This window comes from Paenibacillus sp. RC21 (assembly GCF_044907935.1).
GTDB lineage: Bacteria > Bacillota > Bacilli > Paenibacillales > Paenibacillaceae > Paenibacillus > Paenibacillus terrae_A.
The window spans coordinates 127,327-144,037 of record NZ_JBIYCS010000001.1 but is presented as its reverse complement, the minus strand read 5'-3'; the positions used below and the strand labels follow the sequence as shown (position 1 = coordinate 144,037).

Sequence of the window (16,711 nt, the reverse complement as noted above, 5' to 3'; positions counted from 1 at the left end):
AGTGCTGTCGGTGCTGTGCCTATCCAAGTAGACTTAACCTTCTTTATTGAATGGCTCGTCTGCAACTTTAATAGAATCAGTAGGGCAACCGTCGCAAGCATCCTGCATATCATCAAACAGGTCGTCTGAAATTGCCTTGATGCCTTGGTTTCCATCTCCATCAAAGATCACTTCAGCCAAGCCCTCATCGTCATAATCATAAATGTCCGGTGCTGTAGCACCACAGGCTCCGCACGCAATGCATGTATCTTTTTCTACCCAAGTGTATTTAGCCATAACTCTTCTCTGCCTCCTATACAATCAAACAAACCAGCTTTTGCATTCTATTCACATATTAATACAAACAAAAAATTATTACAAATTATTTTCATTGATCCTTTATGCAAAAAATACTTATAGCGTACGCCTCCGCTGCTTCGTATAAACTCACCAAAAAGTTTACTCAGGCGTCTGGAGATTGTCTTTTTGCAGCGAAGTTCCGCGCAGCTTGGAGTTACGAAGAAGTACCGAAGGGTCATCTCCCAGCATCCCGGCGGTCAGAACTGCATTTTCGCCAAACTTGTCTCGTAGCGCATCCATCGTCTTCAGCAGGCTTTCCTTTTTGGGCTGGTCCTTATATTCAAAAAGATCCATTTGAACGGCAGCTTCTTCCTTCGGGACTAACTGCTGAAGCGTAATTCCCAGCAAGCGCACAGGTTTGTCCTCTCCCCAATGCCGCCGATACAACGCACAAGCTTCCTTATATATATCCTCTGCACTTTCCGTAGGAATACTCCTTACCTGAGAACGCGTAAAGGTTTTCATCTCTGGCGTCCGAATTGTCAGTTGAATACCTCCTGCCAGCATGCCATGCCGTCGAAGCCGGCGTGCTACCTGATCGCTGATATTGAGAAGCACCCGTTGGGCTTGCTCCAGCTTCACCACATCCATGGGCAAGGTGGTGGTGTGTCCGATGGACTTGTTCGGCTCCCGCTCGGTATTGACCGGAGAATGATTAATCCCGTTAGCAGCCAGCTTTAACCACGAGCCAGTCACGCCAAATACGCCGATCAGCATATGCTCGTCCGCCTTGGCCAATTGGCCAATGGTGCGAATGTTCATTTGCCGAAGCTTGTCGGCTGTTTTTCGTCCCACACCAAACAATTGACCACAGGGAAGATTCCACAAAATATTTGGTACATCGCGCAAGCGCAACACAGATATCCCGCGTGGCTTTTTCAGGTCAGAGGCCATTTTGGCCAGCAGCTTGTTGGGTGCCACTCCGATGGAGCAGGGCAGTCCCAGTTCGTCCGCTACCCTGCGCTGAATTTCCTCCGCGATCTCCATAGGCGTTCCAAACTGCCTGGAACCTGTAATGTCCAGATAACATTCATCAATTGAAGTTGCCTCCAACATAGGCGTATACGAATAAGCAATGCTCATAAAAGCTTTGGAATAACGACGGTACAGGTGAAAATCAGGCTGAATCACGATAAGCTGCGGACAAATCCGCCGGGCTTGCTGGACGACCATCCCTGTTGAGATGCCCAATCGCCGGGCTTCATAGGAGCAGGTTACGATTACACCTCTGCGCAGCTCACTGCTACCCGCGACGGCGGTAGGTAAACCCTTGTATTTCTCCGGTTCCTCCGCTGCATGAACAGAACAATAAAATGCGTTCATATCGACATGCAGAATAACCCGCCCACCAACCGGATAATAAGCACTGACATCTCTCACGCTCAACCCTTCTTTTAACTATAAATTATAAAATGATTCTATGCCCTATTTTACATGAAATTAAAGGTTTTGCGGTCAAAAATGATATTTATATATTACATTTGAAGTCATAAGTTGATATAATCAAAAATCATACGAAACAAGGCAAGTTGACACCTTTGTATTTTCACGCGTTAAATGATTAAATAATCTGCTTAAAAAGCAAAGCACTACCAATCTGTGCAATCCGCGAAGGAGGAGTCCTCATGTCCACCGCTATTTCTATCTTCGATACAACACTACGCGACGGAACTCAAGGAGAAGGAATTAGCTTGTCTGCTGACGACAAATTGAAAATCGCAAAAAAACTCGATGATCTCGGTGTTCATTATATTGAAGGCGGGATTCCCGGGAGCAACAGCAAGGATATCGAATTTTTCAAACGAGTGCAAGAGCTGGGACTTCAGGCAAAGATTGTCGCCTTCGGCAGCACGCGCCGTAAAGATAGCATAGCGGCACAGGATGCCAATTTGCAACGGATTCTGGAATCCGGCGCCCAAGCTGCTACTCTCGTCGGCAAATCATGGGATTTTCATGTACACACTGCCCTACAGACGACGCTAGCAGAAAATCTGTCCATGATTTACGACTCCATCGCCTTTTTAAAGCAAGGGGGCATGGAGGTTATTTTTGATGCCGAGCATTTTTTTGACGGATATAAAAATAATCCAGAATACGCACTCGCCGTCATGAAAAAAGCAGAAGAAGCAGGCGCAGATTGGCTCGTCATGTGCGATACTAACGGTGGTACCATGCCGCATGAAATACAGGAAATTGTCAACATACTGCAAAGCCAGCTGACAAGTTCACGGTTGGGCATTCACACACACAATGACTGCGAATTGGCTGTTGCCAATACACTGAGTGCAGTACAAGCAGGCGCGAGACAAATTCAAGGTACGATTAACGGATACGGCGAGCGTTGTGGTAACGCTAATTTATGCTCCGTCATTCCAAATTTGCAGCTCAAGCTCGGCTACGATTGTTTGGACTCCGACAAACTAAAGCAGCTTCACAACACGGCCCGCTTTGTCAGCGAAGTCGCCAACGTGAATTTGCCTGTGAACCAGCCTTATGTCGGTAATGCCGCCTTTGCTCACAAGGGCGGTATCCACGTGTCAGCTATTCTGCGCGACTCGCGAACCTATGAGCACATCGCCCCCGAACTGGTGGGCAACAAGCAACGGGTGCTGGTCTCTGAACTAGCCGGACAAAGCAATGTTGTGTCCAAAGCGCAGGAACTGGGTATTACCCTTGATCCGTCCAGCAATGAGGCACGTGGCGTCATCAGCCGCATTAAGGAGCTGGAGCATCAGGGCTACCAGTTTGAAGGAGCCGATGCTTCACTGGAACTGCTCATTCGTGAAGCGGGCGGTGAAGTGAAGGAAATGTTCTCATTTGAGTCCTTCAAGGTGCTTGTGGAGAAAACAGCGGGCCGTCCAGTTGTATCCGAAGCGTTCTTGAAGCTGAATGTTGCAGGCACAAGCGTTTATACTGCCGCCGAAGGCAACGGTCCAGTCAACGCACTCGATAATGCACTGCGTAAAGCTCTTTCTCAATATTTTCCGGCACTGCGGGATATGCATCTGGCTGACTACAAAGTACGTGTACTTGACGAAAAAGATGCCACCGCTGCCAAGGTACGTGTGCTCATTGAATCCAAAAATTACGAGGACGTCTGGAGTAACGTGGGCGTATCCGAAAATGTAATTGAAGCCAGCTGGGAAGCACTGGTGGACAGTTTCCGTTATGCGTTGCTGGAAGCACCGTCTCCGAAAAATCAGCAGACCGACCTATCGCCCCAAGGACTGGTAAATCACTGATTTGATAAGTGCTTATATTGTTAAGCGGTGTCTTTAGCGGTCTATTCGGACCTCAAAGGCACCGTCTTTTTTTGCAGAAACTCTATTTTTCGTTCCAGATCCCCTTCGCTGAGCATGCCGATTATGATTTCACGTACCTGTCCATGACGGTCAACCATGACATGAGTTGGAAAAGCCGCCCCCCCAAACCGTTCAAACAGCGCCCCTTGCTCATCAAGCAAAACCGGAAATTGGAGCTTTAGGGAGCGGGAAAACTTTTGCACATCCTCCAACCGATCATAGCGTGTTACATTAATACCATATACGTCCACATCGTGCTTGTACTTGCTATATAGCTCATTCAGTACAGGTGCCTCCAAACGGCACGGATCGCACCATGAGGCCCAGAAGCTAATTACCAGCGCTTTGTCGCGCTTGACTCCCATATTGTAGGATTTGCCATCCAAATCTTTTAAAATCATGGAAGGAAGCGGTTGACCAGGCTGTATCTTTTGCATCACTTCTATAGTATCTAACTCTGTATCTACCCCTTTGCCAGCTTCAAGTCTTTCTCCGTCCTCATTTTCCTCCTGAGTTTGCACATTTTTAGCCGGTACGCTTGCCGCATAAGTATAAGTCATGTTTGTTTCTACTCCCCATGAAGCTACTCCTACCACCAGCATAACCATCAGGAATTTAATAAAAACAACTTTTTTCACAGTCCAATCACCCGGCCTTTCATCTGGATTACTCTCACCTTCTCCATATGGTGCCCCTTCTGCTCCCACCTCTAACCCTTCCAATCTATACAGATGCAAAAAAACAGCAAACCCACGAATGATCGCAGACTTGCTGTAATGTTGTTCTATATTGAAGCTTGGCTTAAATGAGCATACACATCTGCCAAATTGGTCACATTACGCTTCAGCATTTCCTGAACATAAGCCACCCACAGCTTTGCCGTCATTTTCGCGTCCTCTAACGCATGATGCCGTCCCTGAATCGGTATGCCCTGATAGGTCAGCAATTCATCCAAACTATACGTTTGGCGCTGCTGCGGCTCCAGCCATTTGGCGAGCATCATCGTATCCAGAACACGATGGGTCAGCTGCACTTTAGATGTTTTCCATAGCGCAGCATTCAAAAAAGCCTTGTCGTGAGCGCTGGCATGCGCTACAAGCACCCGTCCCCCTACAAAGGACATAAAGTCATGCAGCCCATCCATAAGCGGCAGAGCCTCATCTGTCATTTCCCGGGTAATCCCGGTAAGCTCCGTAATGTGCTCAGGAATTGCTGTACGTGGATTGACAAGCGTGTAAAACTGCTCTTTTTCCATAATCGTATCCCCGACCACCCGAATCGCACCGAACGATAAAATCTCATCTCCGTGCTGCGCTGAAAATCCCGTGGTTTCCAAATCAAAAACAACCGTCTCCAAACGCTCCAACGGGGTCCGCAATACTTCAGAGCGCCGTTGCTCCCGGGTCAAGGAACGGATAAAGGCCATCTGCTGAGCCGTAGGAGCTCCCATTACAGAAGCGATGGCTGATGGCACTCCTCCTCTGCGAAGAGCGCTCCAAAAGCCGCCTCCCTGCGTTGGCTCCTTCATGACCTTCTCCCTTCCGTAAACCGCAACTGTCTTTGCAGCGCACGATGCAGCCGCCGCACCGTTGAGAGCGCCTCGCGCAGTTCATGCCAGCCCTTACCTTGCTTCAACGGTTTGACAGCAAGGTAACCCTTGCTAACCAAGAGTCCGTTCTTCTCCTGCACCGGAGTAGCCATCCGAAGCTGAAGCGCGATCCGAAAGGCCCGCTCGCAAGCATCCAGCAAAGGAGACGGTGCTGCTTCCAGCAGCGCGAGCCGCCTGAGCCTTTTCAACGTAGAGGTCTCCTCCACCCCGTGCTGCAAAGCCCAAAAACGTACTGCATTTACCAACGGGATGTATAAACCGTATTTCACATCAAAATCGCCCGCGTGCTCCCCGAAGCGCTCGGTAACGATCTGACCCAAAATATTAAGTGTTGCTTTATGCCTTACCGTGTTCCTAAGTACCGCGGACGGCAAATCGGGACGCTTGCGCAGCAACGCATAAAAGCTTCGTTTCCATTCTGCTGACAATCGCTCATCTCCAGCGATATGCTTCATATCAGACGAGATAATCAGATAACGAATCGGCTCCCAGGCAAAATCATCCGACCATTTTGCCAGCTGCTCCTGCCATTCAGACAATGTTTGTCGCCATAGCGGCTCTGAACACATCACTTTCCCTTCACATTTCGGATATCCCAAATATTCCAGCATTGCAGACACCCTCCGGCCGAACTCCATAAAATATGTCTCTTTCCCGGCAGATGCAGCGTCACTGATAATCATACCGTTATCCTGGTCACTCCACAGCGTCGACTCCGAGCGTCCCATGCTGCCGAAGGCTATAAATGCGTAAGGGACGGGAGGAGGGCCGAAGCCATCCTCAACCATCCCTTTTTCGCACATTTGCACAGCTCTGGCCGCAATGCGGTCATGCATATCATTCGCCGTTTGTAACCAGTCTGATAACGGAGCGGAGGCTTGGGAAGCCAGCAGCCATTTTTGAGAATCGACCCTGGCCTGCCTTAGCGATTCAGGCGTATCTGCATGATCAATCGCTTCGGCTGAACTCACCCAAGGTGCCGTATTTTGCAGTTCCATACTTCCATCTCCTCCGCTCATCCTTACTGGCTCTTTATATTTTACATATTAGCTTACAGTCCCAGAACGCTTTTCAGCCTCGGCAACCAGTTTCATTTGCTCAGGATAGCCGTACGTACCATGCTCGCTTATATCCAGCCCCATCGTTTCTTCTTCTTCCGTAACACGAATTCCCATAATGGCTTTCATCGCACCCAGAATAATAAAGGAAATAACGAATACGAAAGCAAATGTCCCTACCAGTCCAAGCAACTGTACTCCCAATTGCGTAAATCCGCCACCATAGAATAGCCCGGCTTGACCAACCCCTGTTATTTTCACCAGCTCAGGAGTAGCGAACAATCCTGTGGATATCGCCCCCCACATCCCTGCAATACCATGAACGGAAAATGCATATACCGGATCATCTACTCTTGCACGCTCAAACCATTGTGCTGTGAAGAAGGTAATAATCCCTGCTACCGCACCGATGACCAGAGCCGCCCAAGGAGCTACAAATGCGCACGCCCCTGTTATTGCGACCAAAGCCGCCAGTACACCGTTCAGCATGGACGGAATATCCGCTTTTCCATAGACCATCCAGGATACCAGCAGGGCAAATACTCCACCTGCCGCCGCAGCAAGATTCGTGGTTACCGCCACATACCCGAAGAAACCGTCATTCATGGCCGATACAGCACTACCCGGATTAAATCCAAACCAGCCAAACCAGAGAATAATAACACCCAGTATGGAATACACCTGATTATGTCCAGGAATAATATTCGGCTTGCCGTCTTTATTGAACTTGCCCAAACGCGGTTTCAGCAGCAGTGTAGCGACAAGTGCCGCCGTAGCGCCTGTCAGATGGACTACCGTCGAACCGGCATAATCCTGCATGCCCAGCTTGCCAAGCCAGCCGCCGCCCCATACCCAGTGAGCTACAACCGGATAGATTATGATGGAGAACAAGATACCGAAAATGATGTATACACTTAATTTTGCACGCTCTGCCATTCCCCCACATGCGATAGAAAGAGACACAGCAGCAAAAGCAAAGTGGAACAAAAACATGATTGTAATCGGAACATCCAGACCTGAAAGGGAGTCAAACGATACAGCAGCATCCGTGCCGCTCATGAAGAAACCCGTCAACCCCATAAATCCGTTGCCGCCATCGTTACCGAAGCCTAGCCCGAACCCGAGAGCCCAGAATGACAATGCAGCAACGCCCGTGGTGAGTATCGTTTTACCAGCGACATGCCCCGCATTCTTCATTCGTGTGGAGCCAGCCTCCAGCAATGCAAATCCCGCCTGCATGAAAAACACAAGAATAAATGCCAAGAAGGTAAACGCCGTGTTTAATCCAGCTTGAAGCTGAATATTTGTCGGACCATCAGCAGCGAATGCCCCCACTGGAAAAGCCAGTACCGTCAGCATGGCCAGTAATGCAACAAACCACTTTTTTCTCATGAAGCCCACTCCCTCGAATGTTAAGTTTCTTTACACTTCGTGAAATTCTTATTGTCATTATAATCAGAATACATGAAACTTGACAAGATTTTTTTTATTAACTGAAAAAAATTAGATCTATAACTTCAAATGTCATGTTTACTAACTATTAAAGTAGCTTGTATCATACCCTAAAAAAGCATGACGTTTGACTGTACGGTTGGGAATCATGTAAAATATTTTTATAAGCACTCTGTTTGCAGATGCGTAATATGGAAGGCTGAATGAAGAGCGCGAGGTGAGGACAGATGGGGATATGAAGCTATTTCGAATTGGCGAGCTAGCCAAGACGGCTGGTGTCAGCGAACGGACCATTGATTATTATACGAAGCTTGGTTTGATCACACCTGAAGAACGATCTTTGAAAAATTATCGGCTATACAATGATGAAACTTTAAAAAGGCTTGAACGTATTAACCAAATGAAACAAGAGAAGTATAGCCTCGAGGAAATCAAACAGACATTAATGAAGTGGAATTCGGTTTCAGGCGAAGAGCACGTCACCGACAAGCTGACAAGTCTGGAGATGCACATGCAGCGCCTGGAGCGCGAAGTCAATGAGCTACAACCTCTTTTGGGGCAGCTCAAGCCCGTTCAAGCGCGTAAGCTGCTTACTGGTCTACTACCGCAAAGCGCCGCTTGTATCGAAGCTCTGAAGTATTTGCTGGAGCATAGCTCTATGATGTAAATTTCCAGGCTATACTGATGAAATAATATTGGAGGGTTGCTTTTATGATGGGGATGTATCTATTGATTATTCTTGCGTTCGGCTTATCCTTATGGGCGCAATTTCGTGTTAAAGGTACCTTTAATAAATGGTCTGATGTTCCTAACGAAAACGGCATGACAGGCTACGATGCCGCCCGGCACATGCTGGATCGCAACGGTTTGCATGATGTGCCCATTGAACCTGTGCCCGGTGCGTTATCTGACCACTATGATCCGATGCAACGAGTAGTACGCTTGTCCGAGCCTGTATATTATGAAAAATCTATTTCCGCAGTTGCAGTGGCTTGTCACGAGGTCGGTCATGCGATTCAGCATAAAGAGCATTATCCTATGCTGGCGCTGCGTCACCGGATTTTCCCGATTGTCAACTTCGCATCCGGTCTTGCACCGTTTCTGCTGATTGCCGGGTTCTTGTTCAGCTACACTAACCTGATTGGCTTAGGCATTATCTTTTTCTCGGCTACTGTCGCTTTTCAATTAATTACATTGCCAGTCGAATTTAATGCTTCCAACCGAGCCCGTGAAATTATGGTGTCCGAAGGATTTATCCGCAGTGATGAAGAACGAGGTGTAGCTAAAGTATTGAATGCCGCTGCATTAACATATGTGGCCGCCGCTCTCGTTTCCTTGCTGGAGCTGATTCGCTTGATCGGTATCTTCAACAGCCGTGACTAATCGCTTTTGTAGCAAAAAAAGGTTGTTCCTCCGCCATGATGATGGTAGAGGAACAACCTTTTTTATATTTTATCCAATTCCTTTACTCGCCTGTCCATTAGTCCGCTTTAGCACTTCCATCCGTCACAGTGCCACTACCTTGAAGACCAAAATATTGCAACAAAAAAGTACGGAACGATTTGGCAACCAACGGAAGCTTGTCGTCTCTACGGTGAATTAAGCCAATAGTTCGCGTCACTTCGGGATCAACAATCGACACTCTCGCAGGTTGGAGCGGATTGGTCTGGAACAACGCCATCTCCGGCAAAAGGCTGACCCCCATGCCTGCGGCAACTAATCCGCGGATCGTATCCGTCTCCTCGCCTTCAAAAGCGATGTCCGGCGTAAATCCAGCCTCCAGACAAGCCTGCCAGACAATCGGACGCAAAGAGTAACCATCTCTGAACAGAATGAACTTTTCTCCTTTAAGCTGATCCAGCGTGATGTGCCCAGCTGAAGCCAAAGGATGATTAGGAGGCAGGACCGCAAACAGTTCCTCAGTCAGCACTACATCGCCCTCGACATGATCATGACGATCCGGAAAAGGGGATACAAAAGCCAAATCCACCTCACCCGCTAACACATCACGGATCAAACTTGGGTACATCCCCTGTTTAAATCTAAATTTAACATTCGGATACCGTTTACGAAATTCAGCTACAACCGTAGGAATAAGATGAATGCCCAAACTGTGCGGGAAGCCTATACGAATTTCTCCACCCTCCGGGTCTAAAAACTCATGAACCTCCAGAACAGCCCGCTCCAAATCCTTTATAATCGTTTCAACCCGCTTGCAAAATAACTGCCCCACCGGTGTAAGCTGCAAGTTGCGGCCCTTTTGCATAAAAAGGTTCACACCCAGCTCCTCTTCAAGCTGATGAATTTGCCGACTGACCGCAGATTGCGCCACATGCAGCTCCTCGGCCGCCTGAGTGACATGTTCCTTTTGCGCTACCTTCATAAAGTATTGCAACTGTCGTAGTTCCACTCCGTTATTCGCTCCAATCTGTTTTTCAACATCAGGAAGAAGAGGTTAGGTGAACCTCTCCCTCTTCCTTGCTCTGCTGACTTACGGTAAAGCTGTCTTTAGTGACGTTTACGTTGGCCAGTCAATCTGATCATCAATCCATACAGGAAAAACCCGCTGAGCAGTCCTCCAAAATGGGCGGTCCAGTTAATGTTCGCCACAGCAAACGAAAACAGGATACCAAAGCCGAGCAGCGTGTACAGTGTTTTGCGCGAAGCCTCATCCATAAGCGTCCGCTGGAACAGGGCAACGTACAGAAATGCACCGTAGATGCCATATATCGCTCCTGAGGCCCCTACAGAGACCGTAGTTTCCGCTACCATGTTGTAATGCGCAATGGACATTACGTTTCCTACAATGCCTGTAGCAAGGTACAACAGCGCGTATCGAAAGGACCCTAGCAGACGTTCCAGCGGTGGAGCAAATACGAGAATCGCAAAGGAATTAAAGAAAAGATGATCAAACCCCGCGTGTAAAAACATAGCTGACACATACCGCCATAACTGGTTGGTAAAGGGATCCTCATTGATCAAGGCTCCATACCGAATCAGTGTTAAACTATTTTCCGATCCACCATGAACAGTCAGCACAATAAACATCACGATATTGATAAGCAGAATCAAACAGGTTACCGGGTAAAAACGTAAATAACTTTTCCAGTTCTCATAACGTAAAAAAATCAAGGCAATCCTTCCTTCATGGGTGTCTCCACCTTATTCAAATTGGACAATGTCTTTTATAAAAGATTATAATAGATTTCGGCACCGATAACCAATGCTAAAAACCAAGGAGGCTATTACATATGGCACAAGAACGTAAAGAAGTTGCTACTTTTAAAGGCAATCCTTTGACTCTCGTGGGTCCTGAACTGAAAGTTGGAGATCAGGCACCTGATTTTAAATTGCAAAAAAATCTGCTGGAAGCTGCTACGCTTCAAGACTTTGCAGGTAAAGTCAAGCTAATCAGCGTTGTTCCTTCTCTTGATACAGGCGTGTGTGACGCACAAACCCGTCGTTTTAATCAAGAAGCGGATTCTCTTGGGGACCAAGTCGTGATACTGACTGTCAGCGTCGATCTGCCGTTCGCCCAAGCTCGTTGGTGTGGTGCTGCGGGCATTGACCGTGTATTGACACTATCCGATTACAAGGACCATTCCTTTGGAGAGGCCTATGGCGTGTTCATTAAGGAATTCCACCTGGATCATCGCGCTATTTTCGTTATTGATCAAAACGATAAAATCGCTTATGTAGAATACTTGAGCGAAATGTCTGAGCATCCTGACTATGAGCAAGCGATTGCAGCGGTGAAGAAGCTCGTTTAATTCATGTCACTTACGTTGTGTGATTCGAATATTAAAAAAGCGAGTGAAGGGCTGCCTTCCTCGCTTTTTTTACGTTTATCTGTCACTTTGCTGCCCACATGTCTGCAATCACTGTACAACCTTATAAGCGGACAGTTTCTTGTCAATCACAGCGAACAACTGCAAAATAATGCGATAATTTGCACCCATGTCCCCCAGCGATCCGCGCGAAGCGGAATAAATATCCACAGCGCTCCGAACTGGCGAGACGGACAATATAGAAACGGTAATGTCCACAGTTCTGCCGAATGCTGTTCGCTTCTCAAGCGTAATCTCACCTACGGAGGGCACTTCATGCAGCACCTTGTAGCCAGGAATCTTTTTTAAAACGGACGATACCTCTTCCCAGGCCTTGTCCCTCGATAAGTTATAATAGCGCGTCTTCATTTGGGGGTCTTTGACCCGGTCGCTTGTACCTTCTTGGCTGCGCACAATCCCTACCAGAGTCCTCTTCAACGACAAGACATTTCCTCCTTCATGATAATCGTTGCTGAATACAGCACATCGATTTCCCTTTGCTGCAAGCGCTTTTATAAAAAAGTTAAAACAACAAAGTAAACCCGATCATACCTGCGGTATGCGATTGAGTACCTTATTTCTTATTTTAGCATTGTTACATACAAAAAACACCCTGTTTCTGCACGGAGCAGTATCAGGGTGTGTTGATTACGTTATAGAGTACCCGCCGATGCCGTCCGACCATAGCGTCTTCTGAACCTGCTTAAGCAGGTGGGTGACCGCAGGACAAACTTTTGAAGTCCCCTTGTCAGAATTGACAGGGCTTTTCAGCTGTCCACCCGTATTGATCTCCCTAGACATTGTCATTGGTTCAAAACAACAAATGACCGTAACGTGCATCGCAGGATGTGACCTTATTATAGCGCTTCTCACTTGGAAAGTAAATGCTAGGAGAAATCTGTTTTATTTTTGGAGGTTATCACTTTTCTTGTCTTCCGTGCTTGCTGCTTCTTCGTCTTTCTGTTTCATTTTTTCCATCTGATCCTGCATCTTGAGGAACGTTCCATAAAAATTAAAGAAAGCAAACCAGGCTACCACACTACCAATGAAGAACAAGAACAGCACAGGGTATTTGACCCCGATAAAGATAACAACCGCGCTACCGAGCAAGGTAGAAAATACACGGAACGGTCGAATGAGCGTCAGCAAGACCGCATTTTTGATCAGTTGTCCGATGGACATATGATAATGAGCAACCATCGAGAAAAAGTTAAACATGGATACGAGCAAAATAATCATGAGAATAAGCATGATAATGCCTACAATTTGCAAATTGCTGAGCTGCGTCATATACACGGTATAATCCACATACATAATGACAAACAGCAGCGTGTAAAAGATGCCTCCGATCAGGCTCTGCTTGTAGTTTTCCTTGTATCCTTTAAAAAAGGTACGAAACACACCTGCATCCGTATCGCCCATTACCCATTTGCGAACGACGCTAAACATGGCCGATGTAGCCGGGAATAAAGTAAGCGGTGCCAAAACAGCCATCGCCCAGTTCATTTGTAAAGATTCATTAGCCAAGTTCTGATTCATCACAAGTAGTTTGAGTATGAGACAGAACATAAAAGGCGACGAGCATAACACCCATAACAAATTGGTAGCCGCCAGTCGGGTAATCCATTCAGTCAGGCGATAAATACCACCCATAGCTCCTTTAAACTCCAACGTTAGTCTCTCCCTCCGCAAGCCCTGGCAGTTCCACGGCTCATGTTGCTGCGCCTGTAAATTCCGGCTGTTGACTATATCATACCGTATTTCATCCCCAATGCGCCAGTGAAATCAATACTTCAGCCGTCGAAGCAGGTTGCTAAGAATTTTATACTTTTTGATCTATAACAAAAAACCGAAGCGAGAATTCACTTCGGCTTTCCTGTTATTTCAATTCTTATTCAGAAGAGGAATCTTCGCGTCTTGCAGGACGACGAGTTTCTCCGCTACTGCTTGGACGTGGTCTGCGATCTCCGCTATTGCGGCTCGCGGAATCACGGTTGTAGCTACCGCCTTCTTTGCTGCCACGGTTGTAGCCACCATATCCGCCTTTGCTGCCACTACCACTGCCGCCAGTACGGTTGGAGTTATAACCACCGTTACTGCGTCCGCTGTAGTTAGACGGCTTGCGTCCGCCAGAACGAACATCCGGTTTACGACGTTTTGCACGAATTGGATCTTCCGGAGTCAGCTCAACAGACGCTTCTCTTTTCTCGCCAGTCATCAGCTTCAGAGCTGCGGAGAGAAGTTGTACTGAGTCATACTGCTCCAGCATTTGAATAGCCAAACCTTTGTATTCGTTCAGCTCACCGCTTTCTACAGCCTCCAGGAGACGTTCTGCGATGATGCGTTGTTTGCCTTCCAAAGCTTCAGCCAAGGTTGGAAGCGGCTTACGCGCAATACGGTGACGAGTTACACGTTCAATGAAATGCAGATGATCAATTTCACGAGGCGTTACGAAAGACCATGCTTCCCCTTCTTTACCTGCACGTCCAGTACGTCCAATACGGTGAACATAGCTTTCCGGATCTTGCGGAAGGTCAAAGTTCACAACGTGAGATACACCGGAAACGTCCAAACCACGGGCAGCTACATCAGTTGCTACGAGCACGTCAATGCTTCCGTCGCGGAATTTGCGCATTACAGCATCACGTTGGTTCTGAGACAAGTCACCATGCAAACCGTCTGCGGAATATCCACGTTTTTGCAGAGCTTCAGCAAGCTCGTCTACCCGACGCTTGGTGCGACCAAATACGATAGCGAGTTCTGGAGATTCCATGTCGATCAAACGGCTCAAAGCTTCGAATTTTTGACGTTCAGGAACTTCAATGTAGGCCTGATCAATCAGTGGAGCACTAACTTGTTTAGGGATAACTGAAACATGCTCAGGGTTTTTAAGGAATTGTTCAGCCAGTCTTTTGATATTAGGAGGCATCGTAGCCGAGAAAAGCATCGTTTGACGCTCGTCCGGAACCTGCTTCAGAATGGATTGGATATCTTCCATAAAGCCCATATCCAACATTTCATCCGCTTCATCCAAAACGACGGTGTTTACGTCTTCCAGCTTGATGGTTTTGCGGTTAATATGGTCGAGCAAGCGACCTGGTGTACCAATGATAATTTGAGGTTTCTTTTTCAAAGCGCGAATCTGGCGCACGATATCTTGACCGCCATAGATCGGCAGGGTGCGAAGACCTTTGAAGCGGGACAGCTTTTCGATTTCTTCAGCAACCTGAATGGCAAGCTCACGTGTAGGAGCCATAATCAGTGCTCTGATTTTGTCGTCGTTTTTAGAGATTTTGCTGATCAACGGAATACCAAAAGCTGCGGTTTTACCTGTACCTGTTTGGGCTTGGCCAATCATGTCTCTTCCTTGCAACGCAAGAGGAATGGATTGGGATTGAATCGGCGTCGCTTCTTCAAAACCTAGCTCTGTAATCGCCTCAAGTACTTTCGGTTCAAGATTAAATTCTGCAAATGTCGTCAAATTTATTCAAACTCCTTCATAATGGTGGATGTGGTGGACAATCCACAATGTTGTCTGTATTCTTAAGTAGCGATATTATTGTATAGGTTTTCCCAATACAGTAACAGTTTATTTAGGCCTATAACTGCATCTTTCTGTATAAACTCGGGTAACCTTATCCGATACATCTTAAACGAATTTATCCTTTTTAAAACAGTTTAAATTTTAAGTGTTTCTCTGGACAGAAGGTCCCTACTCAAGAATATCCACATCGCATTATAGCACAAAACAATTCATGAATACCAGCAAGTTGCTTTCCGTATATTTTAAATGAGGTGAAAAAACGTTGTTAAAAATAGTGTTAAACTGTTTTGTTGTCATTTTGGGAGCCGCTGCTATAGCAAGCGGTTTTAATCTGTTTCTCGTGCCCCACCACCTGTTGAGCGGCGGAGTAGCAGGGCTTTCCATGTTAATCGGCTACTTTACAAAATTCGATATCAGCGTGATGTATTTTGTCCTGAACATCCCGATGCTTATTGCTGGCTGGTTTATTTTGGGCAAACGATTTATTAGTATGAGCATTTTGTCTGTTGTCGCCACAACATGGATTTTGGCCTGTATTCCGGTGCAACCTCTCGTTAAAGATCCGCTGCTTGCCTCCGTTTTTGGTGGAGTACTGATTGGCGTTGGAGCAGGGATCTCCTTTCGGGTGGGGGGGTCTACTGGCGGTTTTGACATTATCGGCTCCATTGTCACCCGTTACCGCGATTTCCCTGTCGGAACTGTGCTCGTCGGTTTGAATGGACTGGTTATTCTGGCAGCGGGATATCTGAATAAAGACTGGAACATTGCCCTTGCATCCATGTTATCCATTTTCGTGACCGGCAAAGTGTTGGATCAGATTTATGTGAGCCACACCAAAATAACCGTTTACATCATCACTGAGCATACCGAGAAGCTGCTCAGCCGAATGCTGACAACGCCGCGTGGAGTAAGTAAAATTAAAATTGAAGGTGCATTTTCTCATACCGAAAAGGATATGCTGATGACAGTTACAACACGCTACGAGCTGGCAGAACTGAAACGCATTATTAAGAAAGTGGATCCTTCTGCTTTCGTTAATATCGTAGAAACGGTAGGGGTTATGGGCTCTTTCCGCCGAAGATAAGCACGAACCCAAGTGTCAAAATGCAGTTTCTGTGGTACACTATACGTGCGCTGTTCCCATATTATATAAAGACCAGCTTTACCTGCTATTTCACAGGCACTTTGCTTTTCCGATTCGTACCGAATGATTCTTATGGAATGATTCCGAGCAGGAAAGGGTGATTTTTGTGGAAATGGAAACGGTAAAACTGTCCGACATTGTCTTGAGATGGTATCCAGAAATGCTCCCGTTTCTCAAAAAGAATGAGCTGAACTCGATGATTGTACTTCGGGACGGGATGGCCATTCTCAAGCCCACGGATGCGCTCGAAATTATTCAGTACAGTATTTGTGAGCATCAGGACAATACGTATCTTCAGTAAACATCTTCATTAAATCTCTCCACCAAGTGCCGCTTCTTCCGGTCGCAATTGCGCAGCCGCGAAGAAAGCGGCATTATTTATGCCATTTTACGGATTCAATGAACAAGGGTTGGGTTAATCATGTAAGACTGTGCC

General features: G+C 46.9%; 17 protein-coding genes and 1 other RNA gene. 6 read left to right on the top strand and 12 right to left on the bottom strand.

Annotated features, from left to right (window positions below; translation table 11 throughout):
- Positions 1-33: 33 nt before the first annotated feature.
- Both ABIA61_RS00710 and ABIA61_RS00705 read right to left on the bottom strand, forming a co-directional pair.
- Positions 34-276, bottom strand: coding sequence for a ferredoxin (locus ABIA61_RS00710; protein WP_014280869.1), 243 nt, complete (start codon positions 274-276; stop codon positions 34-36).
- Positions 277-438: 162 nt separating this feature from the next.
- On the bottom strand, positions 439-1,719 hold the full coding sequence (locus ABIA61_RS00705; RefSeq protein WP_404580191.1) for a DNA polymerase IV: 1,281 nt from the start codon (positions 1,717-1,719) through the stop codon (positions 439-441).
- 245 nt (positions 1,720-1,964) lie between these two features.
- Here ABIA61_RS00705 and cimA point away from each other — a divergent pair, with 245 nt between their 5' ends.
- Positions 1,965-3,581: a citramalate synthase gene (cimA, locus tag ABIA61_RS00700; protein ID WP_404580190.1), complete on the top strand. Its 1,617-nt coding sequence runs from the start codon at positions 1,965-1,967 to the stop codon at positions 3,579-3,581.
- 41 nt (positions 3,582-3,622) lie between these two features.
- Here the strand turns inward: cimA and ABIA61_RS00695 are convergent, their stop codons facing one another.
- From ABIA61_RS00695 to ABIA61_RS00680, 4 genes are all read right to left on the bottom strand, one after another.
- The gene (locus ABIA61_RS00695) at positions 3,623-4,363 is read right to left on the bottom strand and encodes a TlpA family protein disulfide reductase (RefSeq protein WP_404580189.1); all 741 of its coding nucleotides are present in this window, start codon (positions 4,361-4,363) and stop codon (positions 3,623-3,625) included.
- Between the two features lie 62 nt (positions 4,364-4,425).
- Entirely contained in the window at positions 4,426-5,169 is a 744-nt protein-coding gene (locus ABIA61_RS00690) for an exonuclease domain-containing protein (RefSeq protein ID WP_283655482.1), read from the bottom strand.
- Positions 5,166-6,248, bottom strand: coding sequence for a DUF294 nucleotidyltransferase-like domain-containing protein (locus ABIA61_RS00685; protein WP_283657799.1), 1,083 nt, complete (start codon positions 6,246-6,248; stop codon positions 5,166-5,168). The genes ABIA61_RS00690 and ABIA61_RS00685 overlap by 4 nt, the downstream gene beginning before the upstream one ends.
- A 48-nt stretch (positions 6,249-6,296) precedes the next feature.
- Entirely contained in the window at positions 6,297-7,700 is a 1,404-nt protein-coding gene (locus ABIA61_RS00680) for an ammonium transporter (protein ID WP_283655481.1), read from the bottom strand.
- Between the two features lie 295 nt (positions 7,701-7,995).
- On the opposite strand from ABIA61_RS00680, the gene ABIA61_RS00675 reads away from it, so the two are divergent.
- Both ABIA61_RS00675 and ABIA61_RS00670 read left to right on the top strand, forming a co-directional pair.
- A complete protein-coding gene (locus ABIA61_RS00675; protein WP_044646349.1) occupies positions 7,996-8,427 on the top strand; it encodes a MerR family transcriptional regulator in 432 nt (143 codons plus the stop codon).
- Between the two features lie 44 nt (positions 8,428-8,471).
- The gene (locus ABIA61_RS00670) at positions 8,472-9,143 is read left to right on the top strand and encodes a zinc metallopeptidase (protein ID WP_283655480.1); all 672 of its coding nucleotides are present in this window, start codon (positions 8,472-8,474) and stop codon (positions 9,141-9,143) included.
- A gap of 97 nt (positions 9,144-9,240) precedes the next feature.
- On the opposite strand, the gene gltC is transcribed toward ABIA61_RS00670, so the two are convergent.
- Positions 9,241-10,170, bottom strand: coding sequence for a glutamate biosynthesis transcriptional regulator GltC (gltC, locus tag ABIA61_RS00665; protein ID WP_014280860.1), 930 nt, complete (start codon positions 10,168-10,170; stop codon positions 9,241-9,243).
- Positions 10,171-10,268: 98 nt separating this feature from the next.
- Positions 10,269-10,892, bottom strand: a complete 624-nt coding sequence (locus tag ABIA61_RS00660; RefSeq protein WP_283655479.1) for a rhomboid family intramembrane serine protease — start codon at positions 10,890-10,892, stop codon at positions 10,269-10,271.
- Positions 10,893-11,011: 119 nt separating this feature from the next.
- On the opposite strand from ABIA61_RS00660, the gene tpx reads away from it, so the two are divergent.
- Positions 11,012-11,530 carry a thiol peroxidase gene (gene tpx / locus ABIA61_RS00655; RefSeq protein ID WP_014280858.1) on the top strand — a complete coding sequence of 173 codons (519 nt, stop codon included), beginning with the start codon at positions 11,012-11,014 and terminating at the stop codon, positions 11,528-11,530.
- Between the two features lie 108 nt (positions 11,531-11,638).
- Here tpx and ABIA61_RS00650 read toward each other — a convergent pair whose 3' ends face one another.
- The 4 genes from ABIA61_RS00650 to cshA form a co-directional block, all read right to left on the bottom strand.
- Positions 11,639-12,031 (bottom strand): DUF1499 domain-containing protein, encoded by a 393-nt coding sequence (locus ABIA61_RS00650; RefSeq protein WP_283655478.1) that lies wholly within the window; start codon positions 12,029-12,031, stop codon positions 11,639-11,641.
- Between the two features lie 213 nt (positions 12,032-12,244).
- A non-coding RNA gene (ssrS, locus tag ABIA61_RS00645) (6S RNA) lies at positions 12,245-12,438 on the bottom strand.
- A gap of 52 nt (positions 12,439-12,490) precedes the next feature.
- Positions 12,491-13,258 (bottom strand): YesL family protein, encoded by a 768-nt coding sequence (locus ABIA61_RS00640; protein ID WP_404580188.1) that lies wholly within the window; start codon positions 13,256-13,258, stop codon positions 12,491-12,493.
- 220 nt (positions 13,259-13,478) lie between these two features.
- A complete protein-coding gene (gene cshA, locus ABIA61_RS00635; protein WP_283655476.1) occupies positions 13,479-15,068 on the bottom strand; it encodes a degradosome RNA helicase CshA in 1,590 nt (529 codons plus the stop codon).
- 325 nt (positions 15,069-15,393) lie between these two features.
- On the opposite strand from cshA, the gene ABIA61_RS00630 reads away from it, so the two are divergent.
- Both ABIA61_RS00630 and ABIA61_RS00625 read left to right on the top strand, forming a co-directional pair.
- On the top strand, positions 15,394-16,215 hold the full coding sequence (locus ABIA61_RS00630) for a YitT family protein (RefSeq protein ID WP_283655475.1): 822 nt from the start codon (positions 15,394-15,396) through the stop codon (positions 16,213-16,215).
- A gap of 172 nt (positions 16,216-16,387) precedes the next feature.
- Entirely contained in the window at positions 16,388-16,576 is a 189-nt protein-coding gene (locus ABIA61_RS00625) for a hypothetical protein (protein ID WP_082067170.1), read from the top strand.
- Positions 16,577-16,711: the final 135 nt, after the last annotated feature.